Source organism: Mycobacterium interjectum, assembly GCF_900078675.2.
Lineage (GTDB): Bacteria > Actinomycetota > Actinomycetes > Mycobacteriales > Mycobacteriaceae > Mycobacterium > Mycobacterium interjectum.
Window position 1 is genome coordinate 2841937 of record NZ_LT546237.1, and the last position, 18689, is coordinate 2860625.

17 protein-coding genes and 4 pseudogenes are annotated in these 18689 nt (G+C 69.6%); 8 read left to right on the forward strand and 13 right to left on the reverse strand.

Annotation, left to right across the window (positions count from 1 at the left end; genetic code table 11):
• Positions 1–45: 45 nt before the first annotated feature.
• Genes BN4348_RS48000 through BN4348_RS48010 form a run of 3 tightly spaced genes read right to left on the reverse strand, consistent with a single transcriptional unit; the run spans position 46 to position 3104 of the window.
• Positions 46–897, reverse strand: coding sequence for a glycine betaine ABC transporter substrate-binding protein (locus tag BN4348_RS48000; RefSeq protein ID WP_066914767.1), 852 nt, complete (start codon positions 895–897; stop codon positions 46–48).
• Positions 894–2066 (reverse strand): NAD(P)-dependent malic enzyme, encoded by a 1173-nt coding sequence (locus tag BN4348_RS48005; protein ID WP_066914769.1) that lies wholly within the window; start codon positions 2064–2066, stop codon positions 894–896. The genes BN4348_RS48000 and BN4348_RS48005 overlap by 4 nt, the downstream gene beginning before the upstream one ends.
• A gap of 48 nt (positions 2067–2114) precedes the next feature.
• Entirely contained in the window at positions 2115–3104 is a 990-nt protein-coding gene (locus BN4348_RS48010) for a malate dehydrogenase (protein ID WP_066914771.1), read from the reverse strand.
• A 169-nt stretch (positions 3105–3273) separates the two neighbouring features.
• Here BN4348_RS48010 and corA point away from each other — a divergent pair, with 169 nt between their 5' ends.
• A complete protein-coding gene (gene corA, locus BN4348_RS48015) occupies positions 3274–4377 on the forward strand; it encodes a magnesium/cobalt transporter CorA (protein ID WP_066914992.1) in 1104 nt (367 codons plus the stop codon).
• A gap of 108 nt (positions 4378–4485) precedes the next feature.
• On the opposite strand, the gene BN4348_RS48020 is transcribed toward corA, so the two are convergent.
• From BN4348_RS48020 to BN4348_RS48045, 6 genes and pseudogenes are all read right to left on the reverse strand, one after another.
• On the reverse strand, positions 4486–5073 hold the full coding sequence (locus BN4348_RS48020) for a suppressor of fused domain protein (RefSeq protein ID WP_096866176.1): 588 nt from the start codon (positions 5071–5073) through the stop codon (positions 4486–4488).
• Positions 5070–6248: an ABC transporter ATP-binding protein gene (locus tag BN4348_RS48025; protein ID WP_066914773.1), complete on the reverse strand. Its 1179-nt coding sequence runs from the start codon at positions 6246–6248 to the stop codon at positions 5070–5072. Before BN4348_RS48025 ends, BN4348_RS48020 begins: the two co-directional genes overlap by 4 nt.
• 4 nt (positions 6249–6252) lie before the next feature.
• On the reverse strand, positions 6253–7077 hold the full coding sequence (locus BN4348_RS48030; RefSeq protein WP_096866301.1) for a carbohydrate ABC transporter permease: 825 nt from the start codon (positions 7075–7077) through the stop codon (positions 6253–6255).
• 4 nt (positions 7078–7081) lie between these two features.
• The gene (locus BN4348_RS48035; protein WP_066914998.1) at positions 7082–7924 is read right to left on the reverse strand and encodes a carbohydrate ABC transporter permease; all 843 of its coding nucleotides are present in this window, start codon (positions 7922–7924) and stop codon (positions 7082–7084) included.
• 26 nt (positions 7925–7950) lie between these two features.
• Positions 7951–9306, reverse strand: coding sequence for an extracellular solute-binding protein (locus BN4348_RS48040; RefSeq protein ID WP_066914775.1), 1356 nt, complete (start codon positions 9304–9306; stop codon positions 7951–7953).
• Positions 9307–9361: 55 nt separating this feature from the next.
• Positions 9362–9832: pseudogene (locus BN4348_RS48045) on the reverse strand (general stress protein); the annotation flags it as partial.
• 8 nt (positions 9833–9840) lie between these two features.
• Here BN4348_RS48045 and BN4348_RS48050 point away from each other — a divergent pair.
• The 6 genes and pseudogenes from BN4348_RS48050 to BN4348_RS48070 form a co-directional block, all read left to right on the forward strand.
• Positions 9841–10695, forward strand: a pseudogene (locus tag BN4348_RS48050) (lytic transglycosylase domain-containing protein); the annotation flags it as partial.
• On the forward strand, positions 10587–10907 hold the full coding sequence (locus BN4348_RS62895; protein ID WP_235852915.1) for a DUF4190 domain-containing protein: 321 nt from the start codon (positions 10587–10589) through the stop codon (positions 10905–10907). The pseudogene BN4348_RS48050 and the gene BN4348_RS62895, both read left to right, overlap by 109 nt.
• 69 nt (positions 10908–10976) lie before the next feature.
• The gene (locus tag BN4348_RS48060; protein WP_066914779.1) at positions 10977–12287 is read left to right on the forward strand and encodes a magnesium transporter MgtE N-terminal domain-containing protein; all 1311 of its coding nucleotides are present in this window, start codon (positions 10977–10979) and stop codon (positions 12285–12287) included.
• Complete coding sequence (locus tag BN4348_RS48065; RefSeq protein ID WP_066914781.1) at positions 12284–12826, forward strand: DUF1003 domain-containing protein; 543 nt, start codon at positions 12284–12286, stop codon at positions 12824–12826. Before BN4348_RS48060 ends, BN4348_RS48065 begins: the two co-directional genes overlap by 4 nt.
• 101 nt (positions 12827–12927) lie before the next feature.
• Positions 12928–13284 (forward strand): annotated as a pseudogene (locus BN4348_RS61700) (hypothetical protein); the annotation flags it as partial.
• Positions 13254–14333, forward strand: a pseudogene (locus BN4348_RS48070) (Mrp/NBP35 family ATP-binding protein); the annotation flags it as partial. The pseudogenes BN4348_RS61700 and BN4348_RS48070, both read left to right, overlap by 31 nt.
• Here BN4348_RS48070 and tatB read toward each other — a convergent pair.
• The 4 genes from tatB to sigE form a co-directional block, all read right to left on the reverse strand.
• Positions 14330–14737 carry a Sec-independent protein translocase protein TatB gene (gene tatB, locus BN4348_RS48075; protein WP_066914783.1) on the reverse strand — a complete coding sequence of 136 codons (408 nt, stop codon included), beginning with the start codon at positions 14735–14737 and terminating at the stop codon, positions 14330–14332. The pseudogene BN4348_RS48070 and the gene tatB sit on opposite strands and share 4 nt — an antisense overlap.
• Entirely contained in the window at positions 14738–16270 is a 1533-nt protein-coding gene (gene htrA / locus BN4348_RS48080) for a serine protease HtrA (RefSeq protein ID WP_066914785.1), read from the reverse strand.
• 106 nt (positions 16271–16376) lie between these two features.
• Positions 16377–16751: an anti-sigma E factor RseA gene (rseA, locus tag BN4348_RS48085; protein WP_066914787.1), complete on the reverse strand. Its 375-nt coding sequence runs from the start codon at positions 16749–16751 to the stop codon at positions 16377–16379.
• A gap of 144 nt (positions 16752–16895) precedes the next feature.
• Positions 16896–17672, reverse strand: a complete 777-nt coding sequence (sigE, locus tag BN4348_RS48090; RefSeq protein WP_066914789.1) for an RNA polymerase sigma factor SigE — start codon at positions 17670–17672, stop codon at positions 16896–16898.
• A gap of 202 nt (positions 17673–17874) precedes the next feature.
• Here sigE and BN4348_RS48095 point away from each other — a divergent pair, with 202 nt between their 5' ends.
• A complete protein-coding gene (locus BN4348_RS48095) occupies positions 17875–18543 on the forward strand; it encodes an O-methyltransferase (RefSeq protein ID WP_066914790.1) in 669 nt (222 codons plus the stop codon).
• The last annotated feature ends 146 nt before the right edge of the window (positions 18544–18689 follow it).

The following is an 18689-nucleotide window of genomic DNA, read 5'->3' on the forward strand; positions in this document are numbered from 1 at the left end:
TCATGGCCGAGGCACGCGCCAGGCGCAGGCTCGATGCCCACGCCCTCAGCGGCCCAGCGGGTGTTCGGCCAGCCATCCGCCGGCCACCGCCCGCGGATCGGCGCCGCCGGCCACCTGCCGGCGCATGTCGACCAGGGCCGCGGTGTCCAGCACCCCGGCCACCTCGTTGATCGCCAGCAGCTGCCGATCACTCAACGCGTTGCGGCGATACAGCGGCACCACGTTCTCGGCCCGGATCAGCGCGGGTTTGCCGTCGGCCAGCACGACCAGGTCGGTGGGGCTGGCCGGGTCGGCGGCCGTCGTCCACCCCGCGGTGAGTTGGCCGGCCCGCACCGCCGCGAAAAGCGCATCCGCCGAAGGGAATTGGCGCACCGCGGGCAGCCGGCAAGATCCCACGGAGGCGGGCGCGGAAAATCCCTCGACCGCCCCGAGCACCAGCCCGTCGCAGTGCTTGGGCAGGGCGCTCAGGTCCGCGGTCAGGTCATGGCCGCCCCAGGCCTTGGCGGTGGCCTGCGTGACCAGCAGCACCGGCTTGTCGTCGGCCGCCGTGGTGTAGTCGCCGGCCAGGACGCCCTCGGGCAACGCCGCGATCATCGCGCGGTAGACCTGCGCGTCGGACATCGCCACCGCGCCGGGTTGCAACCGCTGCAACGTCTGGCCGGTGAACGCGGGGACGACGGTGTACGCGCCTGAGTCCAGCTTGGCCATCGGGTCGGCGTCGGCTTCTGGCCGAGCCGCGAAACCGTAGGACCGCAGCGCCGCCACGTACACGCCCGCCAGCAGCGCCGACTCGGGGTCGGGCCGGGATCCCACCACCAATTCCGGGGCCGGCCGGCCCTCGCCGCAGCCCGCCACCGCAAGCAGGGCGGCCAGCAGCAGCGCGGCCAGCCTGATCACACGGACGTGTCTGCGGCGATCGCGACGGCGGCGGCGACGGCTTCCCCGACTCGCGAGTCCAGCGGGCTCGGAACGATCCGGTCGACCGCGAGGTCGTCGCTGACGACGGAGAAGATCGCCTCGGACGCGGCCACCATCATCTTCTCGGTGATCCGGCGCGCCCCGGCGTCCAGCGCGCCGCGGAACACCCCCGGGAACGCGAGCACGTTGTTGATCTGGTTGGGATAGTCGCTGCGGCCGGTGGCCACCACCGCCGCGTACTTGGCGGCCACCTCGGGGTGGATCTCCGGGTCGGGGTTGGACAGCGCGAACACGATCCCGCCGGGCGCCATCGTGGCGATCAGCTCCTCGGGCACCACGCCGCCCGACAGCCCCAGGAAGACGTCCGCGCCCTCGAGCGCCTCGACGAGGCCGCCGGTGAGGCCGTCGGGGTTGGTGCGTCGGGCGAGGTCGACCTTGACGCGGTTCATGTCGTCGCGCCCGGTGTGCAGAATGCCGCGCGAGTCGAGGACCGTGACGTCCGAAAGACCCATCGTCAGAAGGAGATTCGTGCACGCCACGCCAGCGGCGCCGGCGCCCGAGACCACCGCCCGCAGCGACGACATGTCGCGGCCAAGCAGCTTGCTGGCGCCCATCATCGCCGCCAGCACGACGATCGCGGTGCCGTGCTGGTCGTCGTGCATCACCGGGCAGTCCAGCGCCTCGATGACCCGCCGCTCGATCTCGAAACACCGTGGCGCCGAGATGTCCTCGAGGTTGACGGCGCCGAACGTCGGCCGCAGTCGCACCAGGGTCTCGACGATCTCGTCGGGGTCCTTGGTGTCGAGCACGATCGGGATCGCGTTCAGACCGCCGTACGCCTGGAACAGCGCGCACTTGCCCTCCATCACCGGCAGCGACGCCTCGGGCCCGATGTCGCCCAGGCCCAGCACCGCACTGCCGTCGCTGACGACGGCCACCAGCCGGTTCGACCAGGTGTAGCGGGCGGCCAGGGTGCGGTCCGCCGCGATCGCGCGGCTGACCTGTGCCACGCCCGGGGTGTAGGCGATCGACAACGCGCGCTGGGTGTTCAGCGGCGCGCTCAGGGCCACCGAAAGCTTGCCACCTACATGCGCATCGAAGATCTCGTCGTCTCCGATGGCGACCTGTGGGTGCGCGATGTCCGGCATCGCATCAGGGTAAGGGCTACCCATTAGTAGGCCTAATTTCCGCTCGGGTCAGATGAGCCCGAGCTCGGTCACCGCGCTGCGCTCGTCGGCGAGCTCGGCCGTCGACTTGTCGATCCGGCCGCGGGAGAACTCGTCGATCTCCAGGCCGGTGACGATCGACCAGTCGCCGCCCTTGGTCGTCACCGGGAACGACGAGATCAGGCCCTCGGGAACCCCGTAGGAACCGTCGGAGATGACCGCCATCGACACCCAGTTGCCCTCCGGGCTGCCGAGCAGCCAGTCGCGGGCGGCGTCGATGGTCGCCGACGCGGCCGACGCGGCCGACGAGGCGCCGCGGGCATCGATGATCGCCGCGCCGCGCTTGGCGACGGTCGGGATGAAGTCGTTCTCGATCCACGCCTGGTCGCCCACGACCTCGGCGGCGTTCTTGCCGCCCACCTCGGCGTGGAAGATGTCGGGGTACTGGGTGGCCGAGTGGTTGCCCCAGATCGTCATCTTCTTGATGTCGGTGACGGCGGCGCCGGTCTTGCGGGCCAGCTGCGTGATGGCCCGGTTGTGGTCGAGGCGGGTGAGCGCCGAGAACCGCTCCCGCGGGATGTCGGGCGCGTTGCTCATCGCGATCAGCGCGTTGGTGTTGGCCGGGTTGCCGGTCACGCCGATGCGCACGTCGTCGGCCGCGACCGAGTTCAGCGCCTTGCCCTGCGCGGTGAAGATCGCGCCGTTGGCCTCCAGCAGGTCGCCGCGCTCCATGCCCGGGCCGCGCGGACGGGCGCCGACGAGCAGCGCCAGGTTCACGCCGTCGAAGATCTTGTTCGGGTCCGCGCCGATCTCGACGCCGGCGAGCAGCGGGAAGGCGCAGTCGTCGAGCTCCATCACGACGCCCTCGAGCGCCTTAAGCGCGGGCTCGATCTCCAGCAGGCGCAGCTCGATCGGGCGGTCGGGGCCCAGCAGCGCGCCACTGGCCAGGCGGAACAACAGGCTGTAGCCGATCTGGCCGGCGGCGCCGGTGACGGCGACCTTGACAGGACTTGCGCTCACTTCGCTTTACTCCTCAGGACACAGTTGCGGTCGTGCTCGAAACTAGCGCACCGCCCTCCGGCCGAAACCTCCGGTCCACGGCCCGCGCGCAGTCTTCACGTCGTGTTTCGCCGGGACGCGTAGCATTGAGCACCGCTTTCCCGACCTGCACCCGCGATCGGAGGTGACGGTGTTTCCCGGACCTGACGCCTTGCCCGAAGTGCTGCGACCGCTCGCGCGCGAGCCCCACGAGCCGCCGACCCAACCCGTCGAACAGGCGCCCAACGAGACCCTGGTCGACTGCGCGGTTTACGCGGCCGGCCACCGGCTGCCGGGAAAGTTCACCTACGCCGCCGCGCTCGACCGGGTGCGCCAGCTCGAACTGCTCGGGCAGGCGGCATTCGTCTGGGTCGGCCTGCGTGAGCCGAGCCTGGCCGAGATGCAGGAGGCGGCGGACGTCTTCGGGCTGCACGCGCTGGCCGTCGAAGACGCCGTGTGTGCGCACCAGCGGCCCAAGCTGGAGCGTTACGACGAGACGCTGTTCCTCGTCCTGAAGACCGTCAATTACGTGCCGCACGAATCGGTGGCGCAGGCCCGCCAGATCGTCGAGACCGGCGAGGTAATGGTCTTCGTCGGCCAGGATTTCGTGGTCACCGTGCGCCACGGCGAGCACGGCGGGCTGTCTCAGGTGCGCAAGCGGATGGAGGCCGACCCCGAGCAGCTGCGCCTGGGACCGTATTCGGTGATGCACGCCATCGCCCACGAGGTGGTGAACCACTATCTCGAGGTGAGCCATCTGATCGAAGCCGACATCGACAGCATCGAGGAGGTGGCGTTCTCCCCGGGCCGCAAGCTCGACGTCGAGCCGATCTATCTGCTCAAGCGCGAGGTCGTCGAGCTGCGCCGGTGCGTCAACCCGCTGTCCGGCGCGTTCAATCGCATCCAGATGGAGAACAAAGACCTGATCGCCAAGGAGGTGCGGCGCTACCTGCGCGACCTCGCCGACCACCACTCCGAGGCCGCGGAGCACATCGCCAGCTACGACGACATGCTCAACTCGCTGATCCAGGCGGCGCTGGCCCGCGTCGGCATGCAACAGAACAACGACATGCGCAAGATGGCGGCCTGGGCGGGCATCTTGGCGGTGCCGACCATGGTCGCCGCCATCTACGGGATGAACTTCCATTTCATGCCGGAGCTGAACTGGACGTGGGGCTACCCGGGCGTGATGGCCGGGATGGCCCTCGTCTGCCTGGTGCTGTACTTCCAATTCCGCCGCAACAACTGGCTCTAGCCGCTTGCGTGTGCGCTAACGGCTTTGCGTGTGAATCCAGGGCGGGAATTTCGCGATTTGACCGCCGCGGCCGCACACTCAAAGCCGTCAGCGCACACTCATTAGCAATCAATCCGGTTGCGCCGCAGGGCGTTTCGGGTCCAGCACGTCGACGCCGTCGTTCAGCCATGCCTGCCGCATCGCCTCGGCGCCCTTGAGCCGCACCCACGCGGCCTCGGTCGCGGTGATCGGGGTGGCCGACAGGAACTGCACCGGGTCGCGCGGCGGGTCCAGCGGGAGATCGCCGATGTCGCTGTGGCCCAACAACACCGCGGTGAACGGCACCCGCCCCGACGGCCAGGCCCACAGCGGCGAACCCCGGTCGATCAGGGCGTCGGGGACCAGCACCACGCCGTCGACGGCCGGCGTGGCCGCCAGCACCGCCAGGCTGCGGGCGATGCCGGTGGCGCGCCCGGGATCCCGCAACCGCAGCACGACCTCGGCGCGCGGGCCGCGCTCGGGGTCGGCCACCAGGTCCGTCGGGTCGGTCATCGGATGGCGCGAGCACCCCAGCGACACGTAATGAACCAACCCCTCGGCCCCGCGGAACCGCAGCACCTCAAGCGTTTCGGTGCCCAGGAACGTCACGCTCGCCGAATCGGGCTGGGCGCCCGCGAAGTGGGCGCGCAGGTGCGCGCGCACCAGGTCGGTGATCACCCGACGGCGGCCGGCGCGATCGTCAGGTTCGCCCCGGAGTCGGCGTCGAAGACGGCCACCTTCGTGGTGTCGAGTGCCAGCTCGATCGACTGCCCGACGGACGCCTTCGACTCCGCGGAAACCCGTGCCACGAATTGGTTTTCGTGCATTTCACCTTCGGCCTCCAGCTCGTCCAGCTGGGCCGCGTGCACGGCCGGGCCCGCGGTGGTGAAGTACACGTACTTGTCGGCCCCCAGCGATTCGACCAGGTCGACCTTCACCTCGAAGGTCAGCGCCCGGATGCGCTGGTACCCGTCGATCAACGCCGCGTCGGCCAGGTGCTCGGGCCGCACCCCGACGATGACGTTCCCCGGCCTCGGGTGCCCCTCGATCACCCGCTGGACCTCCGGCGCCAGCATCACCTCGCCGAAGGACAACGTCAGGCCGGTGGGCGTCAGGCTGGCGGGAAAGAAATTCATCGCCGGCGATCCGATGAACCCCGCGACGAACAGGTTCGCGGGGCGCTCGTACAGCTCGTCGGGCGTGCCGATCTGCTGCGCGACCCCGCCGTGCATCACCACCACGCGGTCGCCCAACGTCATGGCCTCGGTCTGGTCGTGGGTGACGTAGACCGTGGTGGTGCCCAATCTGCGCTGCAGGCGGGCGATCTCGCCGCGCATCTGCACCCGCAGTTTGGCGTCCAGGTTGGACAGCGGCTCGTCCATCAAAAATGCCTTGGGATGGCGCACGATCGCACGGCCCATCGCCACCCGCTGCCGTTGCCCACCCGACAGCTGGGACGGCTTGCGATCCAGAAGTTCGGTCAGGTCAAGGGTTTTGGCGGTTTCCTCGACCTTCTGCGCGATCTCGGCCTTCTTCATCTTCGCCAGGGTCAACGGGAAGGCGATGTTCTGCCGCACGGTCATGTGCGGGTAGAGCGCGTAGGACTGGAACACCATCGCGATGTCGCGGTCCTTGGGCGCCTTCTCGTTCATCCGCACGCCGTCGATGCGCAGCTCGCCCGACGAGATGTCCTCAAGCCCGGCAATCATGTTCAGCGTCGTCGTCTTGCCGCAGCCGGAAGGCCCGACCAGGATCAGGAACTCGCCGTCGGCGATGGTGATGCTCAGGTCCTGCACCGCCGCGGCACCGTCGGCGTAACTCTTGTTGACGTGCTCCAAAACGATTTCGGCCATCGCGCTATCCCTTCACAGCGCCAGAGGTCAACCCGGCGACAATCCGTCGTTGGAAAATTAGAACAAAAACGATGATCGGGACGGTAATCACGACGGCACCCGCCGCGATCGACCCGGTCGGTTCCTCGAACTGCGAACTGCCGCCGAAGTTCGCGATCGCGACCGGGGCGGTGATCGCCGCCTCGGTCGCAGTCAGCGACAGCGCCAGCAGCAGGTCGTTCCAGGCGAAGATGAACACCAGGATCGCCGCGGTCACCAGGCCCGGCGCCGCCAACGGCACGATCACCCTGCGGAAGGCCTGCCCCGGCGTGGCGCCGTCCATCTTCGCCGCCTTTTCCAGATCCCAGGGGATCTCCCGGAAGAACGCCGACAACGTGTAAATGGCAAGGGGCAGCGCGAAAGTGATGTAGGGCAGGATCAGCCCTGGCCAGGTGTCGAACAGGCCCAGTGCGCGTTCGATGTTGAACAACGGGGTGACCAGTGAGATCGCCGGGAACATGGTGATCAGCAGGGTCGCCCCGATCAGCACCCGCTTGCCGGGAAAGCTCAGCCGGGCGATCGCGTAGGCCGCCATCGCGCCGAGCACCACGGCGATCGCGGTGGTGATCAAGCCGATCCCGATGGAGTTGATCAGCGCGGAGGCGAAGAACTCGCCGCGGAAGATGCCCCGGTAGTTGTCGAGGGTCACCGACGACGGAATCAGCTTGCCGTCCTTGATCGTTGACGACGGCTTGAGCGACAGGGACAGGATCCACAGCACCGGAACGAGCGCGTACACCACGACCAGCGTGTCGATCACGGCCCAGGCGGCGGCGCGCCGCGCGCCCACCGCTTTAGCGGCCATCGCCATCGCCACCGGGCACGGCGGCGCCGAACACCTTGATGTACACCAGCGCGATGATGCCCACGCAACAGAAGATCAGCACGCTGATCGCCGAGCCCAGCCCGACGTTGAAGCCCTTGAACAGGTTGTCGTAGCCCAGGATTGACACCGAGTCGGTGTTGTTGGCGCCGTCGGTCAGCACGTAGATGTTGTCGAAGATGCGGAAGGCGTCCAGCGTGCGGAACAGCAGCGCGACCACCACCGCCGGCTTGATGATCGGCAGGATGATCCGGGTCAGCCGCCGCCACGCGCCGGCACCATCGACCTGCGCGGCCTTCACCAGGTCCTCGGGGACCAGCGCCAACCCGGCCAGCAGCAGCAGCGACATGAACGGCGTGGTCTTCCAGACCTCGGCCAGCACGACGATGCCCAGCGACGGGATCTGTTGCGTCAGCGGCGCGCTACCGTGCGGCAACAGGTTGGCCAGGTAGCCGGTGCCCGGCGTCCAGGCGTAGTACCAGCTGTAGGAGGCGACGACGGTGACGATGCCGTACGGGATGAGCACCGCGGTGCGCACCAGGGCCCTTCCGACCAGCGTGCGATGCATCACCAGCGCCAGGGCCAGGCCCAGCACGAACTCGATCGACACCGACACCACCGTGATACCCAGCGTCACCGCCAGCGCGGTCCACCAATACCGGTCGGTCAAAATCGTTTGGTAGTTGCCCAACCCGATGAACGCGGTGTCGTGCGGGGTGGCGAGGTTGTTGCGCTGCAGGCTGAGCCACACGGCGTAACCGATCGGATACGCCGTCACCGCCAGCATCAAGATGGCCGCCGGTGCGACCAGCATCAGGCCAAGTCGCCGCTCGGGGGCGCTCACGGCAGCAGGCCCTTCCCGTCGATCGCCTGCTGCGCCTGCGCGGTGAGCACGTCGGCCGTGCGCTCCGGATCGATCTCGCCGATCGGGCTGAGCGCCGTCGACAGCCGCAGCGACAACGCCTGATACACGGGTGTCGCCGGACGCACGGCGGCGTCGGTGAGCTGCCGGCGGATCGCCCTGTACATCGGATACTTGGCCTGAAACTGCGAATCGGAATACAGCGACGTGCGCACCGCGGGCAGGCCGCCCTCGATCGACACATACTTTTGGCTGGCCAGGCTGCGCAGGCAGCGCACCGCCTCGAACGCCTCGGCGCGGTGCCGGGTGGTGCTGGACACCGCCAGGTTCAGCCCGCCGATCGTCACCTTGGCCGGCCGGCCCGGCGCCACCCGGGGATAGGGCGCGAAACCGAACACCTTTTGGCTGGCCTCATACGCGATGCGGAATTGCTCGTCGTTGGGCACGAACGTGCCGACGTCGTTGACGCTGCCGGCCAACGCCGGGTCCCGGTTCAGCGGCAGGAAGGGCACGCCGCCCTTCACCGCGTTCTCGAGCAGCGACGCCAGCACATAGGGCCAGTTGACCTCGAGCGCGGCCTTACCCTGCTCCACCGCCAACCGTGCGGTGCCCTCGTCGGTCCGGCTGATCGACGGGTCGGCCCCGGGTGCGGTGGCCACCGATTTGAGGACCCGCAACGCGGCGACGGCGGCGGCCCGGTGCGCGGGCGTGTCGGTCAGCGTGACCCGCGTGCCGTCGTCGGAGAGCACCTGGCCGCCCGCGCTGACCAGCAGCGTGTTGAACCACACCACCAGGCCCTCGCCCTCGTTGGCCTGCACGGCAATCCAGCCGGGCAGGCCCGCGGCGTGCAGCCGGGCGGCCTCGGCCACCATGGCGTCCCAGGTCATCGGCGGTGGGTTCACCAAATCCGTTCGGTACCAAAGTAATTGAGTATTGGTCGTCACGGGTGCGCCGTACAGCTCGCGTTTCCAGCGAGCCGTCGCCAGCGGGCCCGGCAGGGTGTCGACGGTCGCGTCCGTCTCGGCCCGCCCCGCCGGGTCGGCGGAGAGCGGCAGCGCCCAACCGGCCTCGGCGAACTCCGCGGTCCAGACCACGTCCAGCGCCATCACGTCCAGCCCGCGGTCGTGGGCGCTCAGCCGCCGGGCCAGCTGCACCCGCTGCTCCCCCGGCCCCCTGGGCAAGCTGACGTGCCGGATCGTAAACCCAAGTTTCTTCGTGCACTCCCGCGCGACCGCGGTGAACGTGGCCGCATCGGTGGCCGGCGTGTAGAAGCTGATCACCAGACCGCCCCCGGGCGACCCGCAGGCCGAAGGCACCGACGCGATCGTGAGCATCGCCAGGGCGGTGGCGCCTATTCGGCGCGCGCGCCCGCGACGCCTGCCCACCAATTCAGATCGCCAGGCGCGCCAGCAGATCCCGCGCCTTCTCTGCGTTTTGCGGATCGCAGAGCACGTCGTAGCGGCCGGCCACCAACTGCATAGTCGAGCTGAAATCCCTTGTGCCACGGGCCATTGCGTAGGGGACGGCAGAGGTGATCAAGCCGAAGAACACTCCGGCGACCAGGCCGGTGACCAGCGCGGCCCAGGGGTTGGGGCTGAAGAAGCCGAGCACCAACCCGATGAACAGGCCGAGCCATGCCCCGCTGATGACGCCGCCGCCGAGCACCTTCGGCCACGACAGCCGGCCGGTGACCCGTTCGACCTGCATGAGGTCGACGCCGACGATGGTCACCTGCTGCACCGGGAACTGCTGGTCGGACAGGTAGTCGACGGCGCGCTGCGCCTCGGCGTAGGTCGGGTAGGACCCGACCGGCCAACCTTTGGGCGGGGTCGGGAGCGAGGGCCCGCCGCGCCGCGCGGCCGCCGNGCATTCCGTCTATCGCCCTCGCCGCCTACCGCAGCGCCGAACAGAAGATGGCCGTCGCCGCCCCGGGCTGCGGCGTCAGCTGGAACCTGCTGGCCGGGATCGGGCGCATCGAGTCGGGCCACGCGGGCGGTGGGGCCGTCGATGCGCGCGGCACCGCGGTCGTCCCGATCTATGGCCCCTCGCTGGACGGCACGCTGCCCGGCAACGAGGTCATCCTGCAGAGCACGGTCGGTAATCGCCCCACCTACGCGCGCGCCATGGGGCCGATGCAGTTCCTGCCCGGCACCTGGGCGCGGTACGCCGTCGACGGAAAGGGCGACGGGACCGCCGATCCGCAAAACCTGTTCGACGCCGCGCTGGCCGCCGCCCGATACCTGTGCAGCGGCGGGCTCAACCTCCGCGACCCCATGCAGGTGATGTCGGCGATCCTGCGCTACAACAACTCGGTGCCCTACGCGCAGAACGTGCTGGGCTGGGCCGCCGCGTACGCCACCGGCGTGGTCCCGGTCGACCTGCCGCCGATGACCGGACCGCCGCCGCCGCTCGGCAATGCGCACGACGATCATCCGGAGGGGCTGGGGCCCAACCTGCCGATGAACGTCATCGGCCTGCCGTCGGACGACTTCTTCGCGCGGACACCGCTGATCGACCTGAGCGGGACGCCGCCCACCGGCCAGCAGCCGATGTTCCCGTGGATGCAACCCACGCCGCAGCAGGCGCCGACGCAGCTGCCCGGCTGCACCGTGATTTGCATCGGCCCGCAAAACCCGGCACCGCCGGCGCCGTTCGGGCAACCGCCGTTCGGGCAACCGCCGTTCGGGCAACCGCCGTTCGCGCCGCCACCCCCGCCACCCCCGCCCGNATCGCCTCGCTCATCGCGTCGTTCACCGGTTTCCTCTGCTGTGTCATCGGCTCGGTCGCGGCCATCGTGCTGGGCGCGGTCGCGCTCAACCAGATCAAACAGACCCGCCAGGAGGGCTACGGCCTGGCGATCACCGGCATCGTGCTCGGCGTCGGCACCCTGGTGGTGTTCTTGATCATCGCGATGTTCAGCATCCACTCGCGCTAGCGGCGACACTTCGCCGAACACGGCATGGCCCGCCCGCCGTCCGCACGGCGGCTGAATAGGCTCTCCTGCATGGGACCGGTCAACAGGGTGTACGTCGCGCGGCTCCCGCGGATGCTGGTGCTGGGTCCACTCGGCGAAAACTTCGGCCGCGTCCGCGATGTCGTGATCAGCATCAGCATCGTCCGCCAGCAGCCCCGCGTCCTGGGACTGATCGTCGATTTGGCCACGCGCCGCAGCATTTTCATTCCGATGCTGCGGGTCGCCGCGATCGAGCCCAACGCGGTGACGCTCAACACCGGCAGCGTGTCCCTGCGCCACTTTCAGCAACGCCCCGGCGAGGTGCTGGCGATGGGCCAGATCCTCGACACCCCGGTCAAGGTCAACGATCCCGAACTTCCCGAGCTGGCCGGCCTCGACGTGGTGATCACCGACCTGGGCATCGAACAGACCCGAACCAGAGACTGGATGGTCACCCGGGTCGCCGTCCGCAGCCAGCGAAGGCTGGGACGGCGCGGCCCCGTCCACGTGGTGGACTGGCAGAACGTGCAGGGCCTGACGCCGTCGGCGCTGGCGTTGCCGGACCAGGGGGTGGCCCAGCTGCTCGCCCAGTTCGAGGGGCGCCGGGCCGTCGACGTCGCCGACGTCATCCACGGGCTGCCGCCCAAGCGGCGCTACGAAGTGCTCAAGGCGCTCGACGACGAGCGGCTGGCCGACGTCTTGCAGGAGCTGCCCGAGTTGGATCAGGCCGACGTCCTCTCCCAGCTGGGCACCGACCGATCGGCCGACGTGCTCGAGGAGATGGACCCCGACGACGCCGCCGACCTGCTCGGCGTGCTGAACCCGACCGACGCCGAGATGCTGCTCACCCGGATGGACCCCGACGAGTCCGAGCCGGTGCGCCGGCTGCTGACCCACTCCCCCGACACCGCGGGCGGGCTGATGACTTCCGACCCGGTGGTGCTGACGCCGGACACGTCGGTGGCCGAGGCGCTGGCCCGGGTGCGCGACCCCGACCTCACCGCCGCCCTGGCATCGATGGTGTTCGTGGCGCGCCCGCCGACGGCCACCCCCACCGGGCGTTACCTGGGCTGCATTCCGTTGCAGCGGCTGCTCCGCGAGGCGCCGGCCGAGCTGGTCGGCGGGATCGTCGACAGCGACCTGCTGACCCTGACGCCGGAGACGCCACTGGGCGCGGTCACCCGCTATCTCGCCGCCTACAACCTGGTGTGCGGGCCGGTGCTCGACGACCAGAACCATCTGTTGGGAGCGGTAACCGTGGACGACCTGCTCGACCACCTGCTACCGCACGACTGGCGCGTGGATGTGCAGCAGCTGGACACCACCGGCCGGATCGAACGACGACTGGGAGGGCCCGGGTGAGCAGATCCACGGCAACACGAAGGCTCTACACCCCGCGGGCCTCCCGCAGGTATTCGCCGCGCGTCGACCCCGAGGCCGTCGGGCAGGTCACCGAGTCCATCGCGCGTTTCTTCGGCACCGGCCGCTACCTGCTGATCCAGACGATCCTCGTGTTGGCGTGGATCGCGCTGAACGTCTCCGCGGCCCAGCTGCGCTGGGATCCGTACCCGTTCATCCTGCTCAATCTGGCCTTCTCCACGCAGGCCGCCTACGCGGCGCCGCTGATCCTGCTGGCCCAGAACCGCCAGGAGAACCGGGACCGGGTCGCGCTCGAAGAGGACCGCCGTCGGGCCGCGCAGACCAAGGCCGACACCGAGTACCTGGCCCGCGAACTGGCCGCGCTGAGGCTGGCCGTGGGCGAGGTCGTGACGCGCGAGTACCTCCGCCACGAGCTGGAAGACCTGCGTTCTATGCTGACCGAGTTACTGCCGGAGGGCGCGGAAGGGCAGGCCGCGGGGGTGAGCGATGACTGGGAGCGGATCGCTAAGAAATCCCGGTAATAATCAATTCCCCCATTGCGCCACTCCCGTCACGGGGGTTATGTATTGTGATCTGGTTCACGAAGCTAAGCAGTAGTTTCCCGACCTTTTAGGACGGTCGAGTGCGCATTGGGGGACGCTGGAGTCCACGCCCGGCCGCCGCTGCCGTGCGACAGCGAGCACTTCGCGTGACGAAACTCCGCGTGACAAAGACGCCCGCGTTCGGCGTCGCGGTGATCGCCCCCCTCGTCTTCGCCGGGGCGGTCGGGGGCTCGGGACCCGAAGTTCACGCGAAGGTCCCACCCGGCCACAGCCAGGGCGCGCCGGTGCGCGCCGCCATTTACCCCGTCGCCGCCGTGTCGCCGAGCGTCCCCGACACCTCCGGGCCGGTCGTCATCGCCGCCGACCGCACACCCACCGCCTTCCACATCGCCGAGGCCGCCCCCNCCCCGAATTGCGCCGCCCGATCACCGAACTCGGGATGGTCAAGAGCGTCGACGTCGAACCCGACGGCGGCGTGCACGTCGCGATCTACCTGACCACCGCCGCCTGCCCGAAGAAGACCGAGATCAGCGAACGGGTCACCAGCGCGGTCGCCGACGTCCCCGGCACCGGGGCCGTCAAGGTCAGCCTGGACGTGATGAACGACGAGCAGCGCACCGAGCTGCGCAAGCAGCTGCGCGGCGACGCCCGCGAGCCCGTCATCCCGTTCGCCCAGCCCAGCTCGCTGACCCGGGTGTATGCCGTCGCCTCCGGGAAAGGGGGCGTCGGGAAGTCGACGGTCACCGTCAACCTGGCCGCGGCGATGGCCGCCCGCGGGCTGTCCGTCGGCGTGCTCGACGCCGACATTCACGGCCATTCCATCCCCCGGATGATGGGCACCACCGACCGGCCCACCCAGGTCGAGTCGATGATCCTGCCGCCCATCGCCCACGAGGTGAAGGTCATCTCGATCGCCCAGTTCACCCAGGGCAACGCCCCGGTTGTGTGGCGGGGGCCGATGCTGCACCGCGCGTTGCAGCAGTTCCTGGCCGACGTCTACTGGGGCGACCTGGATGTGCTGCTGCTCGACCTGCCGCCGGGAACCGGCGACGTCGCCATCTCGGTGGCCCAGCTGATCCCCAACGCGGAGATCCTGGTGGTGACCACGCCGCAGCTGGCCGCGGCCGAGGTCGCCGAACGGGCCGGCAGCATCGCGCTGCAAACCCGCCAGCGCCTCGTCGGCGTCGTCGAGAACATGTCCGGGCTGGTGCTGCCCGACGGGACCACCATGCAGGTGTTCGGCGAGGGCGGCGGAAAGCAGGTCGCCGAGCGGCTGTCGCGCGCGGTCGGCGCCGACGTGCCGCTGCTGGGCCAGATCCCGCTGGACCCGGCTCTGGTCGCGGCCGGCGATGCCGGCGTCCCGATCGTGCTGAGCGCCCCGGACTCCCCCGTCGGCAAGGAGCTGCGCGGCGTGGCCGACAGCCTCTCGTCGCGCAAGCGCGGGCTGGCGGGCGTATCGCTGGGGCTGGACCCGACGCGACGCTAGGTCGCGTCGGCGTCGAACGGCGCCGGGCCGCCGTTGCGCTGCTCGGGCTGCGACGGCTGTGCCGGCCGCGTGGGCTCCGCCGGCTGTGGTGGCGCCCCGTTGACCGGCCTGTCGAAGTTTCCGGTCAAAAACGAGTCGTCGCCGTCCAACAGATGCTTGGTCAGCGCGGCGCGCGGGCTCATGCCGCGCAGCCTCTGCAACTCGCTGAGTGGCTCGCGCAGGTCGTCGAACTCGGGTCCGAGGTCCTCGCGCAGCTGGGTCGTCATGCCGCTGAGGTAGTCACGCGCCTGCCGCAGCGCGTTCGACGTCCAGCGGATCGCGCCCGGGAGCCGCTCGGGCCCGAGGATCACCAGCCCGACCACGACGAGGACGAGGATGTGCTCCCAGCTCAGGTTGCCGAACACTTAGCCGTTATCCGAATCAGGTTTCACGGTCAGCGTGACGTGCCGGCCGTCGCGGACCACCTCCACCGGGGCGTCCTGGCCGATGGTCAGCAGTCGCACGGCGACGACGAATTCGTCGGCATCGGCGACCTTGCGGTTGCCGACCTTCACGATCACGTCGTTCTCCAGGATCCCGCCCTTTTGGGCCGGACTGCCCGCCTTGACGTTGGCGACCTGCGCGCCCGAGGCGATCGCGTTGCTCACCGACCGGGTGCTGACACCCAGCGTCGGGTGCACGATCTTCCCATCCTTGATCAGCGTCTGGGCCACCTGCTTGGCCTCGTTGATCGGGATCGCGAAGCCGAGCCCACTTGCGCTGTCGGACAACGACTTACCCGCGGTGTTGATGCCGATCACCTGGGAGTCCATGTTGATCAACGGGCCACCGGAGTTGCCGTGGTTGATCGACGCGTCGGTCTGGATCGCGTCGATGACGGTGTCGGTGTCGGAGCCCTCGCCCGACAACGGAACCGGGCGGTGCAGCGCGCTGACGATGCCGTGGGTCACGGTGCTGCGCAGGCCCAGCGGCGCGCCCGCGGCCAGCACCTCGTCGCCGACACGCACCTTGCTGGAGTCGCCCAGCTGGGCCACGCTCAGGTTGTCGACGTTGTCGACCTTGAGCACGGCCAGGTCGGTCTTGGGGTCGCGGCCCACCAGGTTGGCCGGCACCTCCTTGCCGTCGTTGAACACCACGGTCGTCTTGAACTGGCTGGGGTTGTTGGCCGCCTCGGAGATGACGTGGTTGTTGGTGACGATGTAGCCGCGGCCGTCGATGACCACCCCGGAGCCCTGCATGCCCTCCTGATCGCTCTTCGACTCGATGGTGACCACGGCGTTGGCGGTGGCGGCCGCGACCTTGGCGAACCGGCCCGCCGGCGGCTCAGAATTGCCGGGTGTCGACAGCGTCACCTTCGAGGTGGTGAACGCCTCGACGACCTCGGCGGTCTTGCGGCCGATCACCCCGCCGAGCACGCCGATCACCAGGGCGATCAGCAGCAGGACGGCCAGCGCGAGGTAGGACACCTTGCCGCCGAACAACACGTCGCGCACCCCGAGCTTGCCGCCGTAACCCGGCACGGCCTGCGGTCCCGCCGGCGCGACGGCCGGGGTCCCCAGGGCGGCGGCGGCGCCGGGGTCGCGCCACGGGTCTTCCGCCCCCTCGGGCTCGGCGCCGTCCTGCTCGGCGGCCAGCGCGCCGGCGTCGATCGGGTGGCGCTGCAGCGTGTCCACGGTCCCATCGGGCCGGCTGAAGGCCTCCTCGAGGACAGGATCCGACGCCGGATCGTGCGGCCTGAACTCGGATTGCTCGCGGTACTTCGGTGGGCGCACCCGCTCGGCCACGAAGGAGCCTCGAAGCCCGGTGGGACGGCCGAACGCCTGACGCGATGCGGGGTCGACCGGTGGCCGGGAGATGGGGCGCGGCGCCAGGCGGTCTCCGCCGTTGTCGTCGGCGTTGCCGCTGTCGTTGCCCCTGTTGTTGCCGTCGGAGGTCACGTTACGTTTGGATCCTCTTCTTGAGCGTTCGAGACGGCCGCTTACCGGGCGCTTTGCGCCGCGGCGGCATCGTGCTTGTCCACCCTAGTATCCACGGGTGCGGCGATTATCGGCGCTTACGCTGGTCGCGCGTATCGCGCTCGGACGCGTCGTCGTCCGACGGGTGGTGCGGGATCTCGGACAGCAGCCCCAGCAGGTTGCTGGGGATGCGGATCGGATTGGAGTCGCGCAGCGCGGCACGCGCCCGGCCCTGGTCCTCGACCTCGGCCGCGCATTCCGGGCACAGCGAGAGGTGGTGCGCGGCGCGCAGGTGCGCGTTCATCCGCAGCTCACCGTCGACGAACGCGGCGATCGCCTCGATGGACAGGTGCTCGGTGGAACGGAACCGGCGGGGCGCACCGACGGGCTCGTCGCTCTGGGAGGCGAATTGTGCGGGCAGCCAGGAGAACGCGCGGCGAAACACCTCTCCTCGGTCCGCCATCACCAGTTCCTTTCTTTGCCGCCCTTCCACGAATGTAGCGCGAGGTCACCCCCCATACCGCGCCTACAGCGCGCAAAGCCGTCGGATTCTTCGGTCCAACGGTGTTATTCGGCTGTGGAGAAGCCGTTCGGCGGCCGCGTGCTGCTACGCCGACTCGGCGTGCAGCCCGTGCTCGGGATGTGCGGCCAGGTAGTCCCGCAGCGCCTGGCGCCCGCGGTGGATGCGGCTGCGCACGGTGCCCAGCTTGACGTCGAGCGTGGCGCCGATCTCCTCGTAGGACAGGCCCTCGATGTCACACAGGACGACCGCGGCGCGAAACTCCGGCGGCAGCGAGTCCAGCGCGGCCTGCAGGTCGGGCCCCAGCCGCGAATCGTGATAGATCTGCTCGGGGTTGGGTTCGTCGGCGGGCACCCGGTCGTAGTCCTCGGGCAGCGCCTCCATGCGGATGCGCGCGCGCCGGCGCACCATGTCGAGGAACAGGTTGGTGGTGATGCGGTGCAGCCACCCTTCGAAGGTCCCGGGCTGGTAGTTCTGAACCGAGCGGAAGACCCTGATGAAGGTCTCCTGGGTCAGATCCTCGGCGTCCTGCTGGTTACCGGAGAGGCGGTAGGCCAGCCGGTACACCCGGTCGGCGTGCTGGCGCACCAGCTCGTCCCACGACGGCATCGTCGCCTTGTCCCCGGTCGCGTCGAACACCGCGGTGCCCTGCAACGCGTCCGTCGTCTCCACCCATCCGTCGTCAGGGCGGTCCTGGGCGTGCGACATCGTGGTTGGGCTCAAAAGCGCTGTACTGATTGAATCCTCCGGATTTTCCCTGCCGTAGAAGCCTGGCAGCTCATCGCCCACGTCAACACGGAGCTGCCATCGCGTATTCCCCGTCCGGCCAGAACTATTCCCGGTCCCCCGCACACCCCGTTCCATAGGGATACCGTCGCCTATCGGCGTATGCACGACATAGGAGCAGTCTGAGGTTTGGCTGAGAAACCAGATCGTTACCTGCGCTGAACAGCGCGAACCCCTGGCCGAGTGAGTTGCGTCGCCGCGCGGCGGCCGGGCGCGTCGGGAAGGATCGAATCAGGCGCGCCTGCCCGGCCGCGCGGCGAATTGGAATACGCTGCGGGGCATGGACGGCACCGACGCAGCAGCCCCCGGCCAGACGGCCACCAGTCGAGCCGAGTCACTCTGTGCGCACGCCGAGGCGTCGATCTCGGAGGACGCGCTGCTGGCGGCGGCCCGCGAACGCGCCGTGGAGATCGGCGCCGGCGCGGTGACGCCGGCGGTCGGGGGACTGTTGAGCCTGCTGGTCAAGCTCAGCGGCGGCAAGGCCGTGGCCGAGGTGGGCACCGGCGCCGGGGTCAGCGGGCTCTGGTTGCTGTCGGGCATGAGCGACGACGGCGTCTTGACCACGATCGACATCGAGCCCGAGTACCTGCGGCTCGCCAAGCAGTCCTTCTCCGACGCCGGCATCGGACCCTCGCGCACCCGGCTGATCAGCGGGCGCGCCCAGGAGGTGCTCACCCGGCTCGCCGACGAGTCCTATGACCTGGTGTTCATCGACGCCGACCCGATCGACCAGCCCGACTACGTCGTCGAGGGCGTGCGGCTGCTGCGATCCGGGGGGGTCATCGTGGTGCACCGCGCGGCGCTGGGCGGCCGGGCGGGCGATCCCGCGGCGCGCGACGCCGAGGTGAGTGCGGTGCGAGAGGCGGCCCGCCTCATCGCCGAGGACGAGCGGCTCACCCCGGCACTGGTGCCGCTCGGCGACGGGCTGCTGGCGGCCGTCCGCGACTAACACCCTTCCGCCGCGCCGACGGAGACCGGCTCCCGTTGAAGCCACCCGGGCTCTGGGTGCCGGAGTTGTGCGAAGCCCGAGACCTCTGGGCCGCAGTTCGATATTTACGGATTCCTGACGGCGCGCCCCCTTGACCGCCGACTGAA

Bases quoted from the DNA above. Each gene is read 5' to 3' on its own strand.
- BN4348_RS48005 (WP_066914769.1), bottom strand. From the start codon at position 2,066: ATGCCGGACATCGCGCACCCACAGGTCGCCATCGGAGACGACGAGATC.
- BN4348_RS48025 (WP_066914773.1), bottom strand. From the start codon at position 6,248: ATGGCCGAAATCGTTTTGGAGCACGTCAACAAGAGTTACGCCGACGGT.
- BN4348_RS48035 (WP_066914998.1), bottom strand. From the start codon at position 7,924: ATGCTGGTCGCACCGGCGGCCATCTTGATGCTGGCGGTGACGGCGTAT.
- BN4348_RS48040 (WP_066914775.1), bottom strand. From the start codon at position 9,306: ATGCTCACGATCGCGTCGGTGCCTTCGGCCTGCGGGTCGCCCGGGGGC.
- BN4348_RS48060 (WP_066914779.1), top strand. From the start codon at position 10,977: ATGGGACCGGTCAACAGGGTGTACGTCGCGCGGCTCCCGCGGATGCTG.
- rseA (WP_066914787.1), bottom strand. From the start codon at position 16,751: ATGGCGGACCGAGGAGAGGTGTTTCGCCGCGCGTTCTCCTGGCTGCCC.
- sigE (WP_066914789.1), bottom strand. From the start codon at position 17,672: ATGGAACGGGGTGTGCGGGGGACCGGGAATAGTTCTGGCCGGACGGGG.
- BN4348_RS48095 (WP_066914790.1), top strand. From the start codon at position 17,875: ATGGACGGCACCGACGCAGCAGCCCCCGGCCAGACGGCCACCAGTCGA.